The 12292-nt window shown below is 69.2% G+C and carries 10 protein-coding genes; 3 read left to right on the top strand and 7 right to left on the bottom strand.

What is annotated here, in order from left to right; all coding sequences use genetic code 11:
- Positions 1–267 precede the first annotated feature (267 nt).
- The 3 genes from ABXG85_RS06190 to panB are packed head-to-tail and all read right to left on the bottom strand — an operon-like array spanning position 268 to position 2883.
- Complete coding sequence (locus ABXG85_RS06190; RefSeq protein WP_353512848.1) at positions 268–1146, bottom strand: DNA-methyltransferase; 879 nt, start codon at positions 1144–1146, stop codon at positions 268–270.
- A gap of 5 nt (positions 1147–1151) precedes the next feature.
- A complete protein-coding gene (locus ABXG85_RS06185) occupies positions 1152–2081 on the bottom strand; it encodes an RluA family pseudouridine synthase (protein ID WP_353512847.1) in 930 nt (309 codons plus the stop codon).
- 16 nt (positions 2082–2097) lie between these two features.
- Positions 2098–2883, bottom strand: a complete 786-nt coding sequence (gene panB / locus ABXG85_RS06180; RefSeq protein ID WP_353512846.1) for a 3-methyl-2-oxobutanoate hydroxymethyltransferase — start codon at positions 2881–2883, stop codon at positions 2098–2100.
- A 24-nt stretch (positions 2884–2907) separates the two neighbouring features.
- On the opposite strand from panB, the gene ruvB reads away from it, so the two are divergent.
- Positions 2908–3885 (top strand): Holliday junction branch migration DNA helicase RuvB, encoded by a 978-nt coding sequence (ruvB, locus tag ABXG85_RS06175; protein ID WP_353512845.1) that lies wholly within the window; start codon positions 2908–2910, stop codon positions 3883–3885.
- 1 nt (position 3886) lies between these two features.
- Complete coding sequence (locus tag ABXG85_RS06170; protein WP_353512844.1) at positions 3887–4918, top strand: DUF4388 domain-containing protein; 1032 nt, start codon at positions 3887–3889, stop codon at positions 4916–4918.
- Here the strand turns inward: ABXG85_RS06170 and ABXG85_RS06165 are convergent.
- Positions 4915–6270 (bottom strand): tetratricopeptide repeat protein, encoded by a 1356-nt coding sequence (locus tag ABXG85_RS06165; RefSeq protein WP_353512843.1) that lies wholly within the window; start codon positions 6268–6270, stop codon positions 4915–4917. The genes ABXG85_RS06170 and ABXG85_RS06165 overlap by 4 nt on opposite strands.
- Positions 6271–6344: 74 nt before the next feature.
- Here ABXG85_RS06165 and ftsH point away from each other — a divergent pair, with 74 nt between their 5' ends.
- Positions 6345–8192 carry an ATP-dependent zinc metalloprotease FtsH gene (gene ftsH, locus ABXG85_RS06160; RefSeq protein ID WP_353512853.1) on the top strand — a complete coding sequence of 616 codons (1848 nt, stop codon included), beginning with the start codon at positions 6345–6347 and terminating at the stop codon, positions 8190–8192.
- On the opposite strand, the gene ABXG85_RS06155 is transcribed toward ftsH, so the two are convergent.
- The 3 genes from ABXG85_RS06155 to galT are packed head-to-tail and all read right to left on the bottom strand — an operon-like array spanning position 8189 to position 12257.
- Positions 8189–9727 carry an FAD-dependent oxidoreductase gene (locus ABXG85_RS06155; protein ID WP_353512842.1) on the bottom strand — a complete coding sequence of 513 codons (1539 nt, stop codon included), beginning with the start codon at positions 9725–9727 and terminating at the stop codon, positions 8189–8191. The genes ftsH and ABXG85_RS06155 overlap by 4 nt on opposite strands.
- On the bottom strand, positions 9727–11214 hold the full coding sequence (glpK, locus tag ABXG85_RS06150) for a glycerol kinase GlpK (RefSeq protein ID WP_353512841.1): 1488 nt from the start codon (positions 11212–11214) through the stop codon (positions 9727–9729). Before glpK ends, ABXG85_RS06155 begins: the two co-directional genes overlap by 1 nt.
- Positions 11211–12257, bottom strand: a complete 1047-nt coding sequence (galT, locus tag ABXG85_RS06145) for a galactose-1-phosphate uridylyltransferase (protein ID WP_353512840.1) — start codon at positions 12255–12257, stop codon at positions 11211–11213. The genes glpK and galT overlap by 4 nt, the downstream gene beginning before the upstream one ends.
- Positions 12258–12292: the final 35 nt, after the last annotated feature.

Below are 12292 nucleotides of genomic sequence, written 5' to 3'. Positions count from 1 at the left end.
CAGTCCTATCTGATCCAGGATGCTGGCCACCAGGCCCAGGTGGCCCAGGTCGTACACCTGTAGGTTGGGTGTGGTTTCCATCCCAAAATCCTAAGGCCAAGGGAGAGGGGTGCGGAATGTCGGACCTGGACTTCCGCTTCCAAATAGGGCCAAAGGTGAGGAGGAAGGCGCTCGCGCAAACGGGCCATCAGGTACTCGGCCAGGCGGCCCTGGCGCCCGCTATCTTGGGAGGAGGTATGGAGCATCCCCCCAAGCACCCCCTCTAGCTCACGGGCTAAGTCCTGGAACCCCATCCCAAACCTCCAGGGAAACCCCGGGGATCTCCTGGGCAAAGCGCCTTTGGGCCAGCTCGGCGTACCTGGGCACCAGCTCCACCCCAAGGGCCCTCCGCCCCCACTTGGCGGCGGCGATCAGGGCGGTACCGGTGCCGGCAAAAGGGTCCAGAACCACGTCCCCCACGAAGCTGAACATGCGCACAAGCCTTTCCGCCAGCTCCAAGGGGAAGGGGGCCGGGTGGGCCTTGGTGCTTTCCCCGGGAATGTCGTCCCAGATTTGCCGAAACCAGCGGGCAAAGAGCTCCTTGGGGATGCGGGAAGCCTCCCGCTGCTTCAGGGTAGGCTTGCGATAACCCCCAGGCTTCCTTTGCATGAGGATGTATTCCACCTCGGTCTTGAGGATGGCCCCAGGCTCGTAGGGCTTGCCCAGGAAGAAACCGGGGCGGTCCGCTTCCAAGGCAGCGTTGGTGTGCTTGTGCCAGAGGATGGGGTTGAGGTTGTCAAACCCAATCTTCCGGCACCGCACCTGGATGTCGGCGTGGAGAGGGAAAACCAAGTGCCGCCCGAAGCGCTTCCGGGCCACGGCCACGTCCCCCACCACGATGACAAGCCGCCCCCCAGGGACGAGGGTCCGGTACACCTCCCGCCACACCTTGTCCAGCTCGTCCAGAAAGGCCTCGTAGTCCTCCACGTGGCCCAGTTGCCCGGGCACGTCCTCGTAGCGCTTCAAAGTCCAGTAGGGGGGCGAGGTGAGGACCAGGTGGACGGAGGCTTCGGGCAAGGCGCTCAGGATCTGCCGGGCATCCCCCACGTAAAGGCGGTGCGCCCAAGCCGGCTCGGCCTGGAAAAGGGGCGGAGCGCGCAGGCTCATTGGGCCTAAGTATACCTGGCGTCGCGCTCTATTCCTTCCGGCCACCTTCCACCCAAGGCTTCCCAGGCCTGGGCCATGTCCCTAGGCAGGGGGGCCAAAAACTCCAAAATGCGCCCGGTGCGGGGATGGGGGATCCTGAGCTCGTAGGCGTGCAGGGCCTGGCGGGGTATGTGGGGGCTTTTCCTGCCGTAAAGCTCGTCCCCCAGGATAGGGGCCTTGAGGTGCTTCAGGTGCACCCGGATCTGGTGGGTGCGGCCGGTGTGGGGCCTAGCCTCTACCAAGGCGTAGGGCCCGGCGGTGGCGAGGAGCCTAAACTCCGTCTCGGCGTAGCGGGGCGCCACGCCCCCCACGTGCATCTTGTGCCGCTCCACCGGGTGGCGCCCGATGGGGGCGATGAGGGTGCCCTCCTTGGGGTGCCCCTCGGTGAGGGCCAGGTAGCGCTTCATCACCAGCCGGTCGCGGAAGGCCCGGGAGAGGGCCTCCACCGCCCCCGGGTGCTTGGCCACCACCAAAACCCCGCTGGTGTCCTTGTCCAGGCGGTGAACGATGCCCGGGCGCACCCACTCGGGCCGCTCGGGAGAGAGGTCCTGGGGCACCTCCAGGTAGCGGCCCAAAAGGGCGTTCACCACCGTGCCCGTGTAGACCCCGGGGGCAGGGTGGGTGAGGAGGCCTGGGGGCTTGTTCAGGACCAGGAGGTCCTCGTCCTCGTAGAGCACGGGGATGGGAAGGTCCTCCGGCACCACCATGGGCCGCTCCTCCGGAGGCTCCACGTAGACCTCCTCCCCTTTTAGGCGGTAGGAAGGCTTTTCCACCACCCTTTCCCCCACCCGCACCCGGCCTGCGGCGATCCAGGCCTGGGCCCGGGCCCGGCTCACCCCACAGGCCTCGGCCACCGCCTGGTCCAGGCGCACGCCTTCCGCCTGAAAGCGCACCACGGCCTCCATTGTAGGGCTAGAAGCTGTGCTCAGGGCCAGGGAAAACCCCTTCCCGCACCTCCTTGGCGTACTGGGCCAGGGCCTCTTGGATGAGCCTTCCCGCCTCCAGGTAGCGCTTGACGAAGCGGGGCTTGAACTCCCCGTAAAGCCCCACCACGTCGTGGAAGACCAGGACCTGGGCGTCGGTGTGGGGCCCGGCCCCGATGCCCACGGTGTGGACGGAAAGCCGCTCCGTGATCTCCTTGGCCAGAAGGGCGGGCACCATCTCCAGCACCACCCCGTAAGCCCCCGCCTCCTCCAAGGCCAGGGCCCCCTCGAGGATGCGCTTTGCCTCCTCGGGCCGCTTGCCCTGGAGCTTGTAGCCCCCTAGCTGGCTCGCCGTCTGGGGGGTGAGGCCCACGTGCCCCAGCACCGGCACCCCGGCCCGGACCAGGCCCCGGACGATCTCCGCCACCTCCTCACCCCCCTCTAGCTTCACCGCATCGGCCCCGCCCTCCTTAAGGAGGCGCTCCGCCGCGCTCAAGGCCCGGTCCAAGGTGGCGTAGGAGAGGTAGGGAAGGTCCGCCACCAGGAAGGTGTCGGGCGCGCCCCGCCTGGCCGCCTTGGTGTGGTGGAGCATCTCCTCTAGGGTCACGGGGACGGTGGAAGGGTAACCCAGGACCACCATGCCCAAGGAGTCCCCCACCAAAATGGCGTCCACCCCCGCCGCCTCCGCCAGGCGGGCGGTGGGGTAGTCATAGGCCGTGAGGTAGACCAGCCGCTTGCCCTTGGCCTCGCGAAACTCCTTCACCGTGCGCCGCACGGGAAAAGGCTATCATGAAAGGGCGTGGAGGTTTACCCGGACTTCGCCCTAAGGCCCAAGACCCTGGACGAGTACATCGGCCAGGAAAGGCTCAAGAAGAAGCTTAGGGTCTACCTCGAGGCCGCCAAGGCCCGGGGGGAGCCCCTGGAGCACCTCCTCCTCTTCGGGCCCCCGGGTCTGGGCAAGACCACCCTGGCCCACGTGATCGCCCATGAGCTTGGAGTGAACCTGCGCATCACCTCGGGGCCAGCCATAGAGAAGCCCGGGGACCTGGCCGCCATCTTGGCCAACTCCTTGGAGGAGGGGGACATCCTCTTCATCGACGAGATCCACCGCCTAAGCCGCCAGGCGGAGGAGCACCTCTACCCGGCCATGGAGGACTTCAAGATGGACATCGTCATCGGCCAGGGGCCGGCAGCGCGGACCATCCGCCTGGAGCTTCCCCGCTTCACCCTCATCGGGGCCACCACCCGCCCAGGCCTCATCACCGCCCCCTTAAGGAGCCGCTTCGGCATCGTGGAGCACCTGGAGTACTATTCCTTGGAGGAGCTGGCCCAAGGGGTCCAGCGGGACGCCGGGCTTCTTGGGGTGGAGATCACGGCGGAGGCTGCCCTGGAGATCGCCAAGCGGAGCCGGGGCACCATGCGCATCGCCAAGCGTCTTTTCCGCCGGGTGCGGGACTTCGCCCAGGTGGCGGGGGAAGGGGTCATCACCCGGGAAAGGGCCCAGGAGGCCCTGGCCGCCTTGGGGCTAGACGAGCTTGGCCTGGAGAAGCGGGACCGGGAGATCCTCGAGGCCCTCATCCTGCGCTTCGGCGGCGGGCCCGTGGGCCTCGCCACCCTGGCCACGGCGGTCTCGGAAGACCCCGGGACCCTGGAGGAGGTGCACGAGCCCTACCTGATCCAGCAGGGCCTCCTCAAGCGCACCCCCCGGGGCCGGGTGGCCACGGAACGGGCCTACCGCCACCTGGGCTACCCGCCCCCCGTGGAACCCCTCCTGTAGCATGATCCGGGCCACCCTGGAGGAACTGGACCTGGGCGAACTCCTAAAGGCCCTTTCCGCCCAACGGAAAAGCGCCGTGGTGGCCTTCCAGGGCCGCATCTACGGCCGGGTCCACCTCTTGGGCGGGCGCATCCTCTACGCCCGCACCGAGCCGGGCCCCCACCTGGGGGAGTACCTGGTGCGCCTCGGCCACCTGAGCCTGGAGGAGGTGCAAGCCTTGGTGGAGCGCCAGGGCCGGGAAAACCCCGGCACCCCCTTGGGGGCCTTGGCCTTGGAGCTCGGCCTCATCGGGGAGGAGGAACTCAGGGAGGCCCTCACCGCCCAGGTCCTGGAGGCCCTGGCCACCCTTTTGGGGGAAAAGGAAGGGGAAATCCTGGCCGAGCCCCTCACCGAGGGGAGCCAGGTGGCCCTCCCCCACACCCTGGACACCGACGCCACCCTCATGGAGGCGGCGAGGCGCCTGGACGAGTGGCGCCGGGGCCAGGTGGACCCGGACGAGGTCCTCCACCTGGTGGAAGACCCCACCCGCCACCCCTTGCCCCCGGAGGCCTGGGCGGTGTTGGAACACCTGGACGGGGTGCGGCGGGCCCGGAGCGTGGCCCTGCTTTCGGGCCTGCCGGAGGAGGAGGTCTACCACCTCCTCTTTGAGCTAAAAAGCCGGGGCTTGGTGCGCCCCTCCACCCTCTTGGCGGAAGACCCCTTGGTCCTGGTCCTGGCGGAAAGCGGGGTGGTGCGCAGGCTTCTTCTGTACCTCCTCGAGGCCCACCGCTTCCGGGTGCTTCTGGCCAAGGACCTGGAGATGGCCCTAAGGCTCCTCAAGGAAAGGCCCAAGGGCGTCATCCTGCAAGGGGAAAAGGCCCTGGAGATGGCCCGCCGCATCCGGACCCACCCCGAGGGGAAGCTCGCCTCCTTGTACCTGGTGAGCGAAACCCCCCCGGGCCTCCTCTTCCGCCCCTTGCGGGTCCTTCACCTACCCAAGCCCCTCCGGGCCCAGGAGGTGCTCAAGGCCCTAAGCCCCTTGCGGCGGGGCTAGTTGGGCCGCCTGCCCTGGCGCAGGATGGCCTCGGCCCGCTCCCGGTAGGCCAGGAGGGCCTGGTGCCACTCGTCGGCGGGGTGGACGTGGGGCAGCACCGCCTCGGCCCGGGCCAGGATCTCCTCGGGAAAGCGGTAGCCCAACTGGGCCAAGGTGTCCACCACCATCTCCTGGGCCCCCACCCACTCCCGGCTCCCCTCCTCGGAAAGCTCCGCCGCCTTGCGGTAGTGGGCCAAAGCCTCCTCCAGATGCATGAGGTCGTAGGCCACGTGGCCCAAGATGAGCTCCCCCGCCGCCTCCGCCCCTTGGGCCATGGCCTCCTGGGCCACCCCCACCGCCTCCTGGTAGCGCCCTTGGCGGTAGAGGGCCTCCGCCAGGTCCGCCAGGGCCTGGGCCCGGTAGGGGTAGCCCTCCTCCTCCACCAGGGCCCGCAGGTACTCCTCGGCCTCGAGGAAGGCCCCCTGGTCCAAGGCCGCCACCCCCATCTCGTGGAGCACGTAAGGGCGTTCCCCCCCTTCCGCCCGCCGCAAGGCCTCTTGGAAGGCGGCCATGGCCTCCTCGTAGCGGCCTAGCCGCTGCAGGATCTGCCCCATGAGGAGGGGGGTGCCGTAGGCCTTATGGCCGCTTTCCTCCTCGTTCCTCAAGGCCTCCTGCACCTCATCCAGGGCCCGGTTGGGGTTTTCCAACAGGAGGTGGGCCCGGGCCAACAGGTAGTGGCGGGTGGCCGCGTCCTCCGCCCCCTCCACCTCCCCCACCTCCTCCTCCGCCTCCTTCAGGGCCAAAAGGGCCCGCTCCCCCTCCCCCGCCTCCACCCACATGGCGGCGGCGTCCAGGAGGAGCCAGTAGCGCTCAAGCCCCAGGGCGAGCTCCGCCCCCCGCTCGTAGGCCAGGGCCGCCTCCCGGTGGCGGCCAAGCCGCTCTAGGGCCCTCCCCTTAAGCGCCTCCGCCCGCCAGGCCAAGAAGGCGGGAAGCCCCTCCTTAAGCGTCCCCAACACCTCTTCGAAGCGGCCTAGGTAGAAGAGGGCCTGGGCCTGATGGTAACGGGCCCGGGGGTCCTCCGTGGGCAGAAAGAGGGGGAGGACCTCCCGCTCGCCCCGCCCTTCCAAGGCCAAAAGCTCGGCCAAAAGGGCCCGGTAAAGGGGGTTATACTCCAGCTCCCCGAGCTCGTACGCCTCCTCCAAGGCCCTGTGGGCCCGCTCCAGCCCCTCCTCCCCGTAGAGGCTATACACCTCGGCCAGGAGCAAAAGGGCCTCCTTGGCCTCCTCCTTGGCGCCGAAAAGGGCCTTGCGGGTGAGGCGATCGATGGCGGTATCGTAGTCTCCCTGGTGCAGGGCCTCGAGGACCCCCCTCATCGCCGCTAGAGGATACCACAGCCTTCAGTCCTCTCACCCGGTGAGGCGCTACCATAGGGCAAGGGAGGTAGATGTTGCCGCAACGCTTGAACCCCTTTACCCTGATCTTTCTACTCCTCTTGGGCTACCTGGCCTACAGCGCTTTCACCGGCCCCCCGGCCCCCACCCTTTCCTACACCGAGTTCCGGGAACTGGTGCGCCAAGGCAAGGTGGCGGAGGTGACCCTGGAGGAAACCCGCATCCTAGGCACCCTAAAGGAGCCCGAGCGCTTTCCCACCCCGCAAGGGGGGAGCCAGGTGGCCCGCCGCTTCCAGGTGCCCCTGCCCCCCGCCCAGGTGGCGGACCCCGAGCTTTTGCGCTTCCTGGAGGAGAACGGCGTCCGGGTGGTGACCAAGGCCCCCTCCTTCTGGCCCCAGCTCCTCCTCTACGTGGGCCCCACCCTCCTCCTCATCCTCTTCTTCTGGTTCTTCTTCATGCGGGCCCAAGGCGGGGCAGGCCAGGTGATGCAGTTCGGCCAAAGCCGGGCCAAACTCTACGGCAAAGAACGCAAGGTGAACACCACCTTCAAGGACGTGGCCGGCCACGAGGAGGCCAAGCGGGAGCTCATGGAGGTGGTGGACTTCCTCAAAAACCCCAAGAAGTACCTGGAGCTGGGGGCGGAGATCCCCAAAGGGGTCCTCCTGGTGGGCCCCCCGGGCACGGGGAAGACCCTTCTGGCCCGGGCGGTGGCGGGGGAGGCCGGGGTGCCCTTCTTCTCCGTTTCCGCCAGCGAGTTCATGGAGATGTTCGTGGGCGTGGGGGCGAGCCGGGTGCGAAGCCTCTTCGAAGACGCCCGCAGGAACGCCCCCAGCATCATCTTCATCGACGAGCTAGATTCCATCGGCCGCAAACGGGGGGCAGGCATCGGGGGCGGCCACGACGAAAGGGAGCAAACCCTAAACCAAATCCTTTCCGAGATGGACGGGTTTGAGAAGGACACCTCCGTCATCGTCCTCGCCGCCACCAACCGCCCGGACATCCTGGACCCCGCCCTGTTGCGCCCGGGGCGCTTTGACCGCCAGGTGGTGGTGGGCCTCCCCTCCCTGGAGGAGAGGAAGGACATCCTCCTGGTCCACATGCGGGGCAAACCCGTCGCCGAGGACGTGGACGCCTTGGAGCTCGCCCACCTCACCCCCGGCTTTTCCGGCGCCGACCTCAAGAACCTGGTGAACGAAGCCGCCCTCCTGGCCGCCCGGGATGGGGAAAAGAAAATCCGCAAGGAGCACTTCCTCAGGGCCCTGGACAAGATCGTCCTCGGCCTGGAGCGCCCCGCCCTCAAGCTCTCCCCCGAGGAGAAGCGGGCGGTAGCCTACCACGAGGCGGGCCACGCCGTGGTGGGGGAGGTCCTGCCCCACGCCGACAAGACGGAGAAGGTGTCCATCGTGCCCCGGGGGATGGCCCTGGGCGCCCGGTGGAGCAAGCCGGAAGAGCGGGTCCTGGTGTCCCGGGAGCACCTCATGGACGAGCTTTCCGTCCTCATGGCGGGCCGGGTGGCGGAGGAGCTCTTCACCGGCACCGTGACCACCGGGGCCCAGGACGACTTCAAGCGGGCCACCCAGCTCGCCAAGCGCATGGTCCTGGACTGGGGCATGGGGGAACACTTCAAGAACATCGCCTGGGGCTCGGACTCCGGCCCCATCTTCCTGGGCGAGGAAATCGCCAAGAAAAAGGACCATTCCGAGGAGACCGCCCGCCTCATCGACCAGGACATTCGCAGGATCCTGGACGAGGCCTACGCCCGGGCCCGGGAGGTGCTTTTGGCCCACGCCGAGGCCATGCACCGCCTGGCGGAAGAGCTCTTGCGGGAGGAAACCATTCCCGGGGAGCGGGTGCGGGCCATCCTGCGGGAAACCCAGGCGGTGCAACGGGCGGAAGAGGGCTAGCAAAGCCCCGGCAAGGCGGCCTCGGCCTCCTTCCGTTCCGCCTCCTTCCGCCCCTCGTCCCAGCCCAGGAGGGAAGCCATAAGCTCCACCACCCGGGGCAAGGCCGCCCGCGCCGCCTCCTGGTCCCAAAGGGCCAGGCCCAGGCGCCGGGCCAGGACGTCCAGGGGCTTCTGGGCCAGCTCCTCCCGCACGGCGTAGACCACCTCCCCCTCCAGGTGGGGAAGCCCGGGCAGAAGGGGCCTATCCCCTAAGACGGCCACCCCCCTCGCCTCCGTGCCGTAGGTGTGGTAAAGGTGTTCCGCCACCTCGGGGGGGAGGTCCAGGGAGGGCTTAGGCCCCGCCCCCCAAAGGGGGGTGGCGTGGGAGGTGGAGGGGGGAAGGCCAAGGCCGAGGTCCCGGTCCAAGCGGTCCAGGAGGTCCTTGGCCATGAGGCGGAAGGTGGTCCACTTGCCCCCGGTGAGGGTGTAGAGCCCCCGCTCCTCGGCGATGAGGTGGTCCCGCACCAAGAGCCTAGTCTCCCCCCGCCCCACCAGGGGCCGAAGCCCGGACCAGGCCGCCCGGACATAGGGGGAGAGGTCCCCCAGGTAGGGCCGGACCTCCTCCAGGAGGTAGGCCACCTCCTCCTCCCGGGGGAGGGGGCAGGGGGTGGGGGGTGCGGGGAGGTCGGTGGTGCCCAGGAGGGCCCTGCCCCGGTAGGGCAGGAGGAAAAGCACCCGGCCGTCCCGGGTCTTGGGAAGGAGCAGCCCCAGGGGCACGGGGTAGTCCAGGACCAGGTGGGCCCCGGAGGAGGGGGTGAGGAGGGGAGGGAGCTCGGGGTCCAGGAGGTGGCGGGTGCGGTCGGCGAGGGGGCCGGTGGCGTTCACCACCGCCTTGGCCGGGACCTCCACCTCCTTCCCCGTGAGGCGGTCCCGGACCACCGCCCCCGCCACCCTTCCCCCCCGGAGGAGGAAGGCGGTGGCCTCGGCGTGGTTCAGGGCGATGGCCCCCCGGTGGAGGGCGGAGAGGAGGAGGGCGAGGACGAGGCGGTGGTCCGAGAACTGCCCGTCCCAGTAGAGGACGCCCCCCAGGGTCTTGGGGAGTTGGGGGAAGCGGGCCGCCACCTCGTGGGGGGTGAGGTAGCGGGTGGGGCCGAGGCGACGCTTCCCCGCCAGGAGGTGGTAGAGCTGGAGGCCCGTCCAGTAGTAGGGGAGCTCCAGGGGGCGGAAAAGCGGGGTGAGGAGGGGGAGGGGGTGGGCCAGGTGGGGGGCCAGGTCCAGGATCACCTGGCGCTCGTGCAGGGCGTCCACCACCAGGCGGAGCTGCCGCCGGTCCAGGCGCCGGAGGGCGAGTTCCAGGTAGCGCACGCCCCCGTGGAGGAGCTTGGTGGAGCGGCTGCTCGTCCCCGCGGCGAAGTCCTTCGCCTCCACCAGGGCGGCCTTTAAGCCCCTCAGGGTGGCCTCCCACAAGACCCCCGCCCCCGTGGCCCCGCCTCCCAGGATGAGGAGGTCCAGGGGTTCCCTAAGCCGTTCCCAAAGGGCCGCCCGTTCCCAGGGCATCAGGCCTCCTCCGCCCAGGCCCGGGCCCGTGCCACCGCCTTCTGCCAGAGGCGGTGGCGCCGCCTTCGTTCTTCCTCCGGCATCCGGGGGAGGAAGCGGGCCTCCTCCCGCCACAGGCCAGGGAGGTCCTCAAGGGCAAGTACCCCCGCCCCTATCCCCGCCGCGAAGGCCGCCCCCAGGGCGGTGGTCTCCGTGGTCCTCGGCCGGAGCACCGGCACCCCCAGAAGGTCCGCCTGGATGGCCAGGAAGGCGTCGCTTTGCGCCATGCCCCCGTCCGCCTTGAGGGCCTTGAGGCTAAGCCCCGCCGCCTCCGCCATGGCCAAGGCCACGTCCCGCACGGAGAAGGCCACCCCCTCCAGGGCCGCCCGCGCCAGGTGGGCCCGCCCCGTGCCCCGGGTGAGGCCCAGGATGGCCCCCCGGGCGTAGGGGTCCCAGTAGGGGGCCCCAAGCCCCGTGAAGGCGGGAACGAAGTACACCCCGCCCGTGTCCCCCACCTCCTCGGCCAGCCGTCCCGCCTCGGCGCTTTCCCCCAGGAGGCCCACCTCCTTGAGCCACCCCACCGCCGCCCCCGCCACAAACACGCTTCCCTCCAGGGCGTAGGTGGCCTTCCCCCGAAGGTGCCAGGCCAAGGTGGTGAGGAGGCCCCCCTCCGCCCACACCGGCCGCTCCCCCGTGTTCAGGAGAAGGAAGGCCCCGGTGCCGTAGGTGCACTTCCCCTCCCCCGCCCCCAAGGCCGCCTGCCCCAGGAGGGCCGCCTGCTGGTCCCCCAAAACCCCCCGGATGGGGATGGGGGCCCCGAGGAGTTCCGGCAGGGTGGCCCCAAAGTCCCCATCCGAGGGGCGCACCTCCGGCAGGAGGGCCCTGGGGATGCCCAAGGCGGCGAGGAGCTCTTCGTCCCAGGTGAGGGTCTGGAGGTGGAAGAGAAGGGTGCGGCTGGCGTTGGTGGGGTCGGTGGCGTGGACCTTGCCCCCCGTGAGGTGCCAAAGGAGCCAGGTGTCCACGGTGCCGAAGGCCACCTCTCCCCTCTCCGCCCGCGCCCTAAGCCCAGGCACCCGCTCCAACAGCCATAGGAGTTTGGTGGCGGAGAAGTAGGGGTCCAAGAGGAGCCCCGTGCGGGCCCGAAAGAGCCCCTCTAGCCCCTGTTCCCGCAGGGCCTCGCAAAGGGAGGCCGTGCGCCGGTCCTGCCAGACGAGGGCGTGGTAGAGGGGCCGCCCCGTTTCCCTCTCCCACACCAAGGTGGTCTCCCGCTGGTTGGCGATGCCCAGGGCCAGCACCTCCTCAGGCCCCACCCCCGCCCGCCGCAAAACCTCCCGTGCCGCCCAAAGCTGGCTCTCCCAGATCTCCCAAGGGTCGTGCTCCACCCAGCCCGGCTCCGGGTAAATCTGCCGGAACTCCCGTTGGGCCACCGCCACGGGCCTCCCCTCCAGGGTGAACAGGATGGCCCGGCTCGAGGTGGTGCCTTGGTCCAGGGCCAAAAGGTACCTCATAACACCTCCCTAAGCCGCCGCGCCGTTTCCTCCGGCAGGGCGTCCACCACGAAGGTCCCCGCCCCAAGCTCCGTTCCCGCCAGAAACTTGAGCTTGTCCTTTGTGCGCTTTGGCGGGTAGAACTCCACGTGGAAGTGAAAGGTGCGCTCCTCCCCCAGGGGTGCGGCGTGGAAGGCCATCACGTAGGGGAAGGGCTCGCCGAAGAGGGCATCGTAGCGGGCCACCACCCGGCCCAAAAGCCGGGCGAAGGCCGCCATCTCCTCCTCCGAGAACGTCCAAGGACCCGGGTGCCGCTCCCGGGGAGCCACCCAGACCTCGTAAGGGTAGCGGGCGAAGGGGGGTACAAAGGCCAAAAAGCCCTCCTCCTCGTCCACCCGGTAGGCCTCGAGGTGGGGAAAAAGCTCCTGGAGCACAGGGCGCTCGCGGAAAGCCAGGCTTTCCCGCTCCAGAAGGGGCGGCACGAAGGGATAGGCGTAGATCTGCCCATGGGGGTGGTGCAGGGTCACCCCCACCGCCTCCCCCCGGTTCTCGAAGGGCATGACGAAGCGCACCCCGGGGAGGCTATAGAGGGCCTGGTACCGCTCCCGCCACACCCAGGCCAAAAGAAGCCTCTCCTCCTCGCTTAGCGTGGCCAGGCTTCCCGTGTGGGCAGGGGTGTAGACCACCACCTCGCACCGACCCCTCGCAGCCTCCGCCGCCACGGGAAGGCCGGAAGGGGGCGGCGGGGGAACGGAGACCAGGGCGGGGAAACGGTTTTCAAAGACCGCCACCTGGAAGCGGGTAAAAGGGATTTCCGTGGGAAAGGCCCCTTCTCGGCTTGGGCACAAGGGGCAATGCTCCCTTGGGGGCAGGAAGGTGCGCTCCTGGCGGTGGGCGGCGTAGACCACCCACTCCTTCCGCAAGGGATGGTAGCGGAGGTGGGGAGCAGGCTCCAGAGCCTCCTCCCCTTCTGGCAAAGGGGCCTCTTCCCAAGGGGCAAGGCCGTAGAGGATGAGCTCCCGGCCGTCCCGTTTCCGGTGGTGGCGCCTATAGAAGGAACGCATAGTCCAAGACCTCCTCACCCCACTGGAAGCGGTAG

The organism is Thermus sp. LT1-2-5 (genome assembly GCF_040363165.1).
Classification (GTDB): Bacteria; Deinococcota; Deinococci; order Deinococcales; family Thermaceae; genus Thermus.
Note: the sequence above shows the minus strand (reverse complement) of the source record. Positions and strands in the feature narration are given on the sequence as shown.

Excerpts from the sequence above, each read along its gene's own strand:
- galT (WP_353512840.1), bottom strand. The coding sequence starts at position 12,257 with ATGCGTTCCTTCTATAGGCGCCACCACCGGAAACGGGACGGCCGGGAG.
- ABXG85_RS06155 (WP_353512842.1), bottom strand. The coding sequence starts at position 9,727 with ATGCCCTGGGAACGGGCGGCCCTTTGGGAACGGCTTAGGGAACCCCTG.
- ABXG85_RS06170 (WP_353512844.1), top strand. The coding sequence starts at position 3,887 with ATGATCCGGGCCACCCTGGAGGAACTGGACCTGGGCGAACTCCTAAAG.
- glpK (WP_353512841.1), bottom strand. The coding sequence starts at position 11,214 with ATGAGGTACCTTTTGGCCCTGGACCAAGGCACCACCTCGAGCCGGGCC.
- ABXG85_RS06190 (WP_353512848.1), bottom strand. The coding sequence starts at position 1,146 with ATGAGCCTGCGCGCTCCGCCCCTTTTCCAGGCCGAGCCGGCTTGGGCG.
- ABXG85_RS06165 (WP_353512843.1), bottom strand. The coding sequence starts at position 6,270 with ATGAGGGGGGTCCTCGAGGCCCTGCACCAGGGAGACTACGATACCGCC.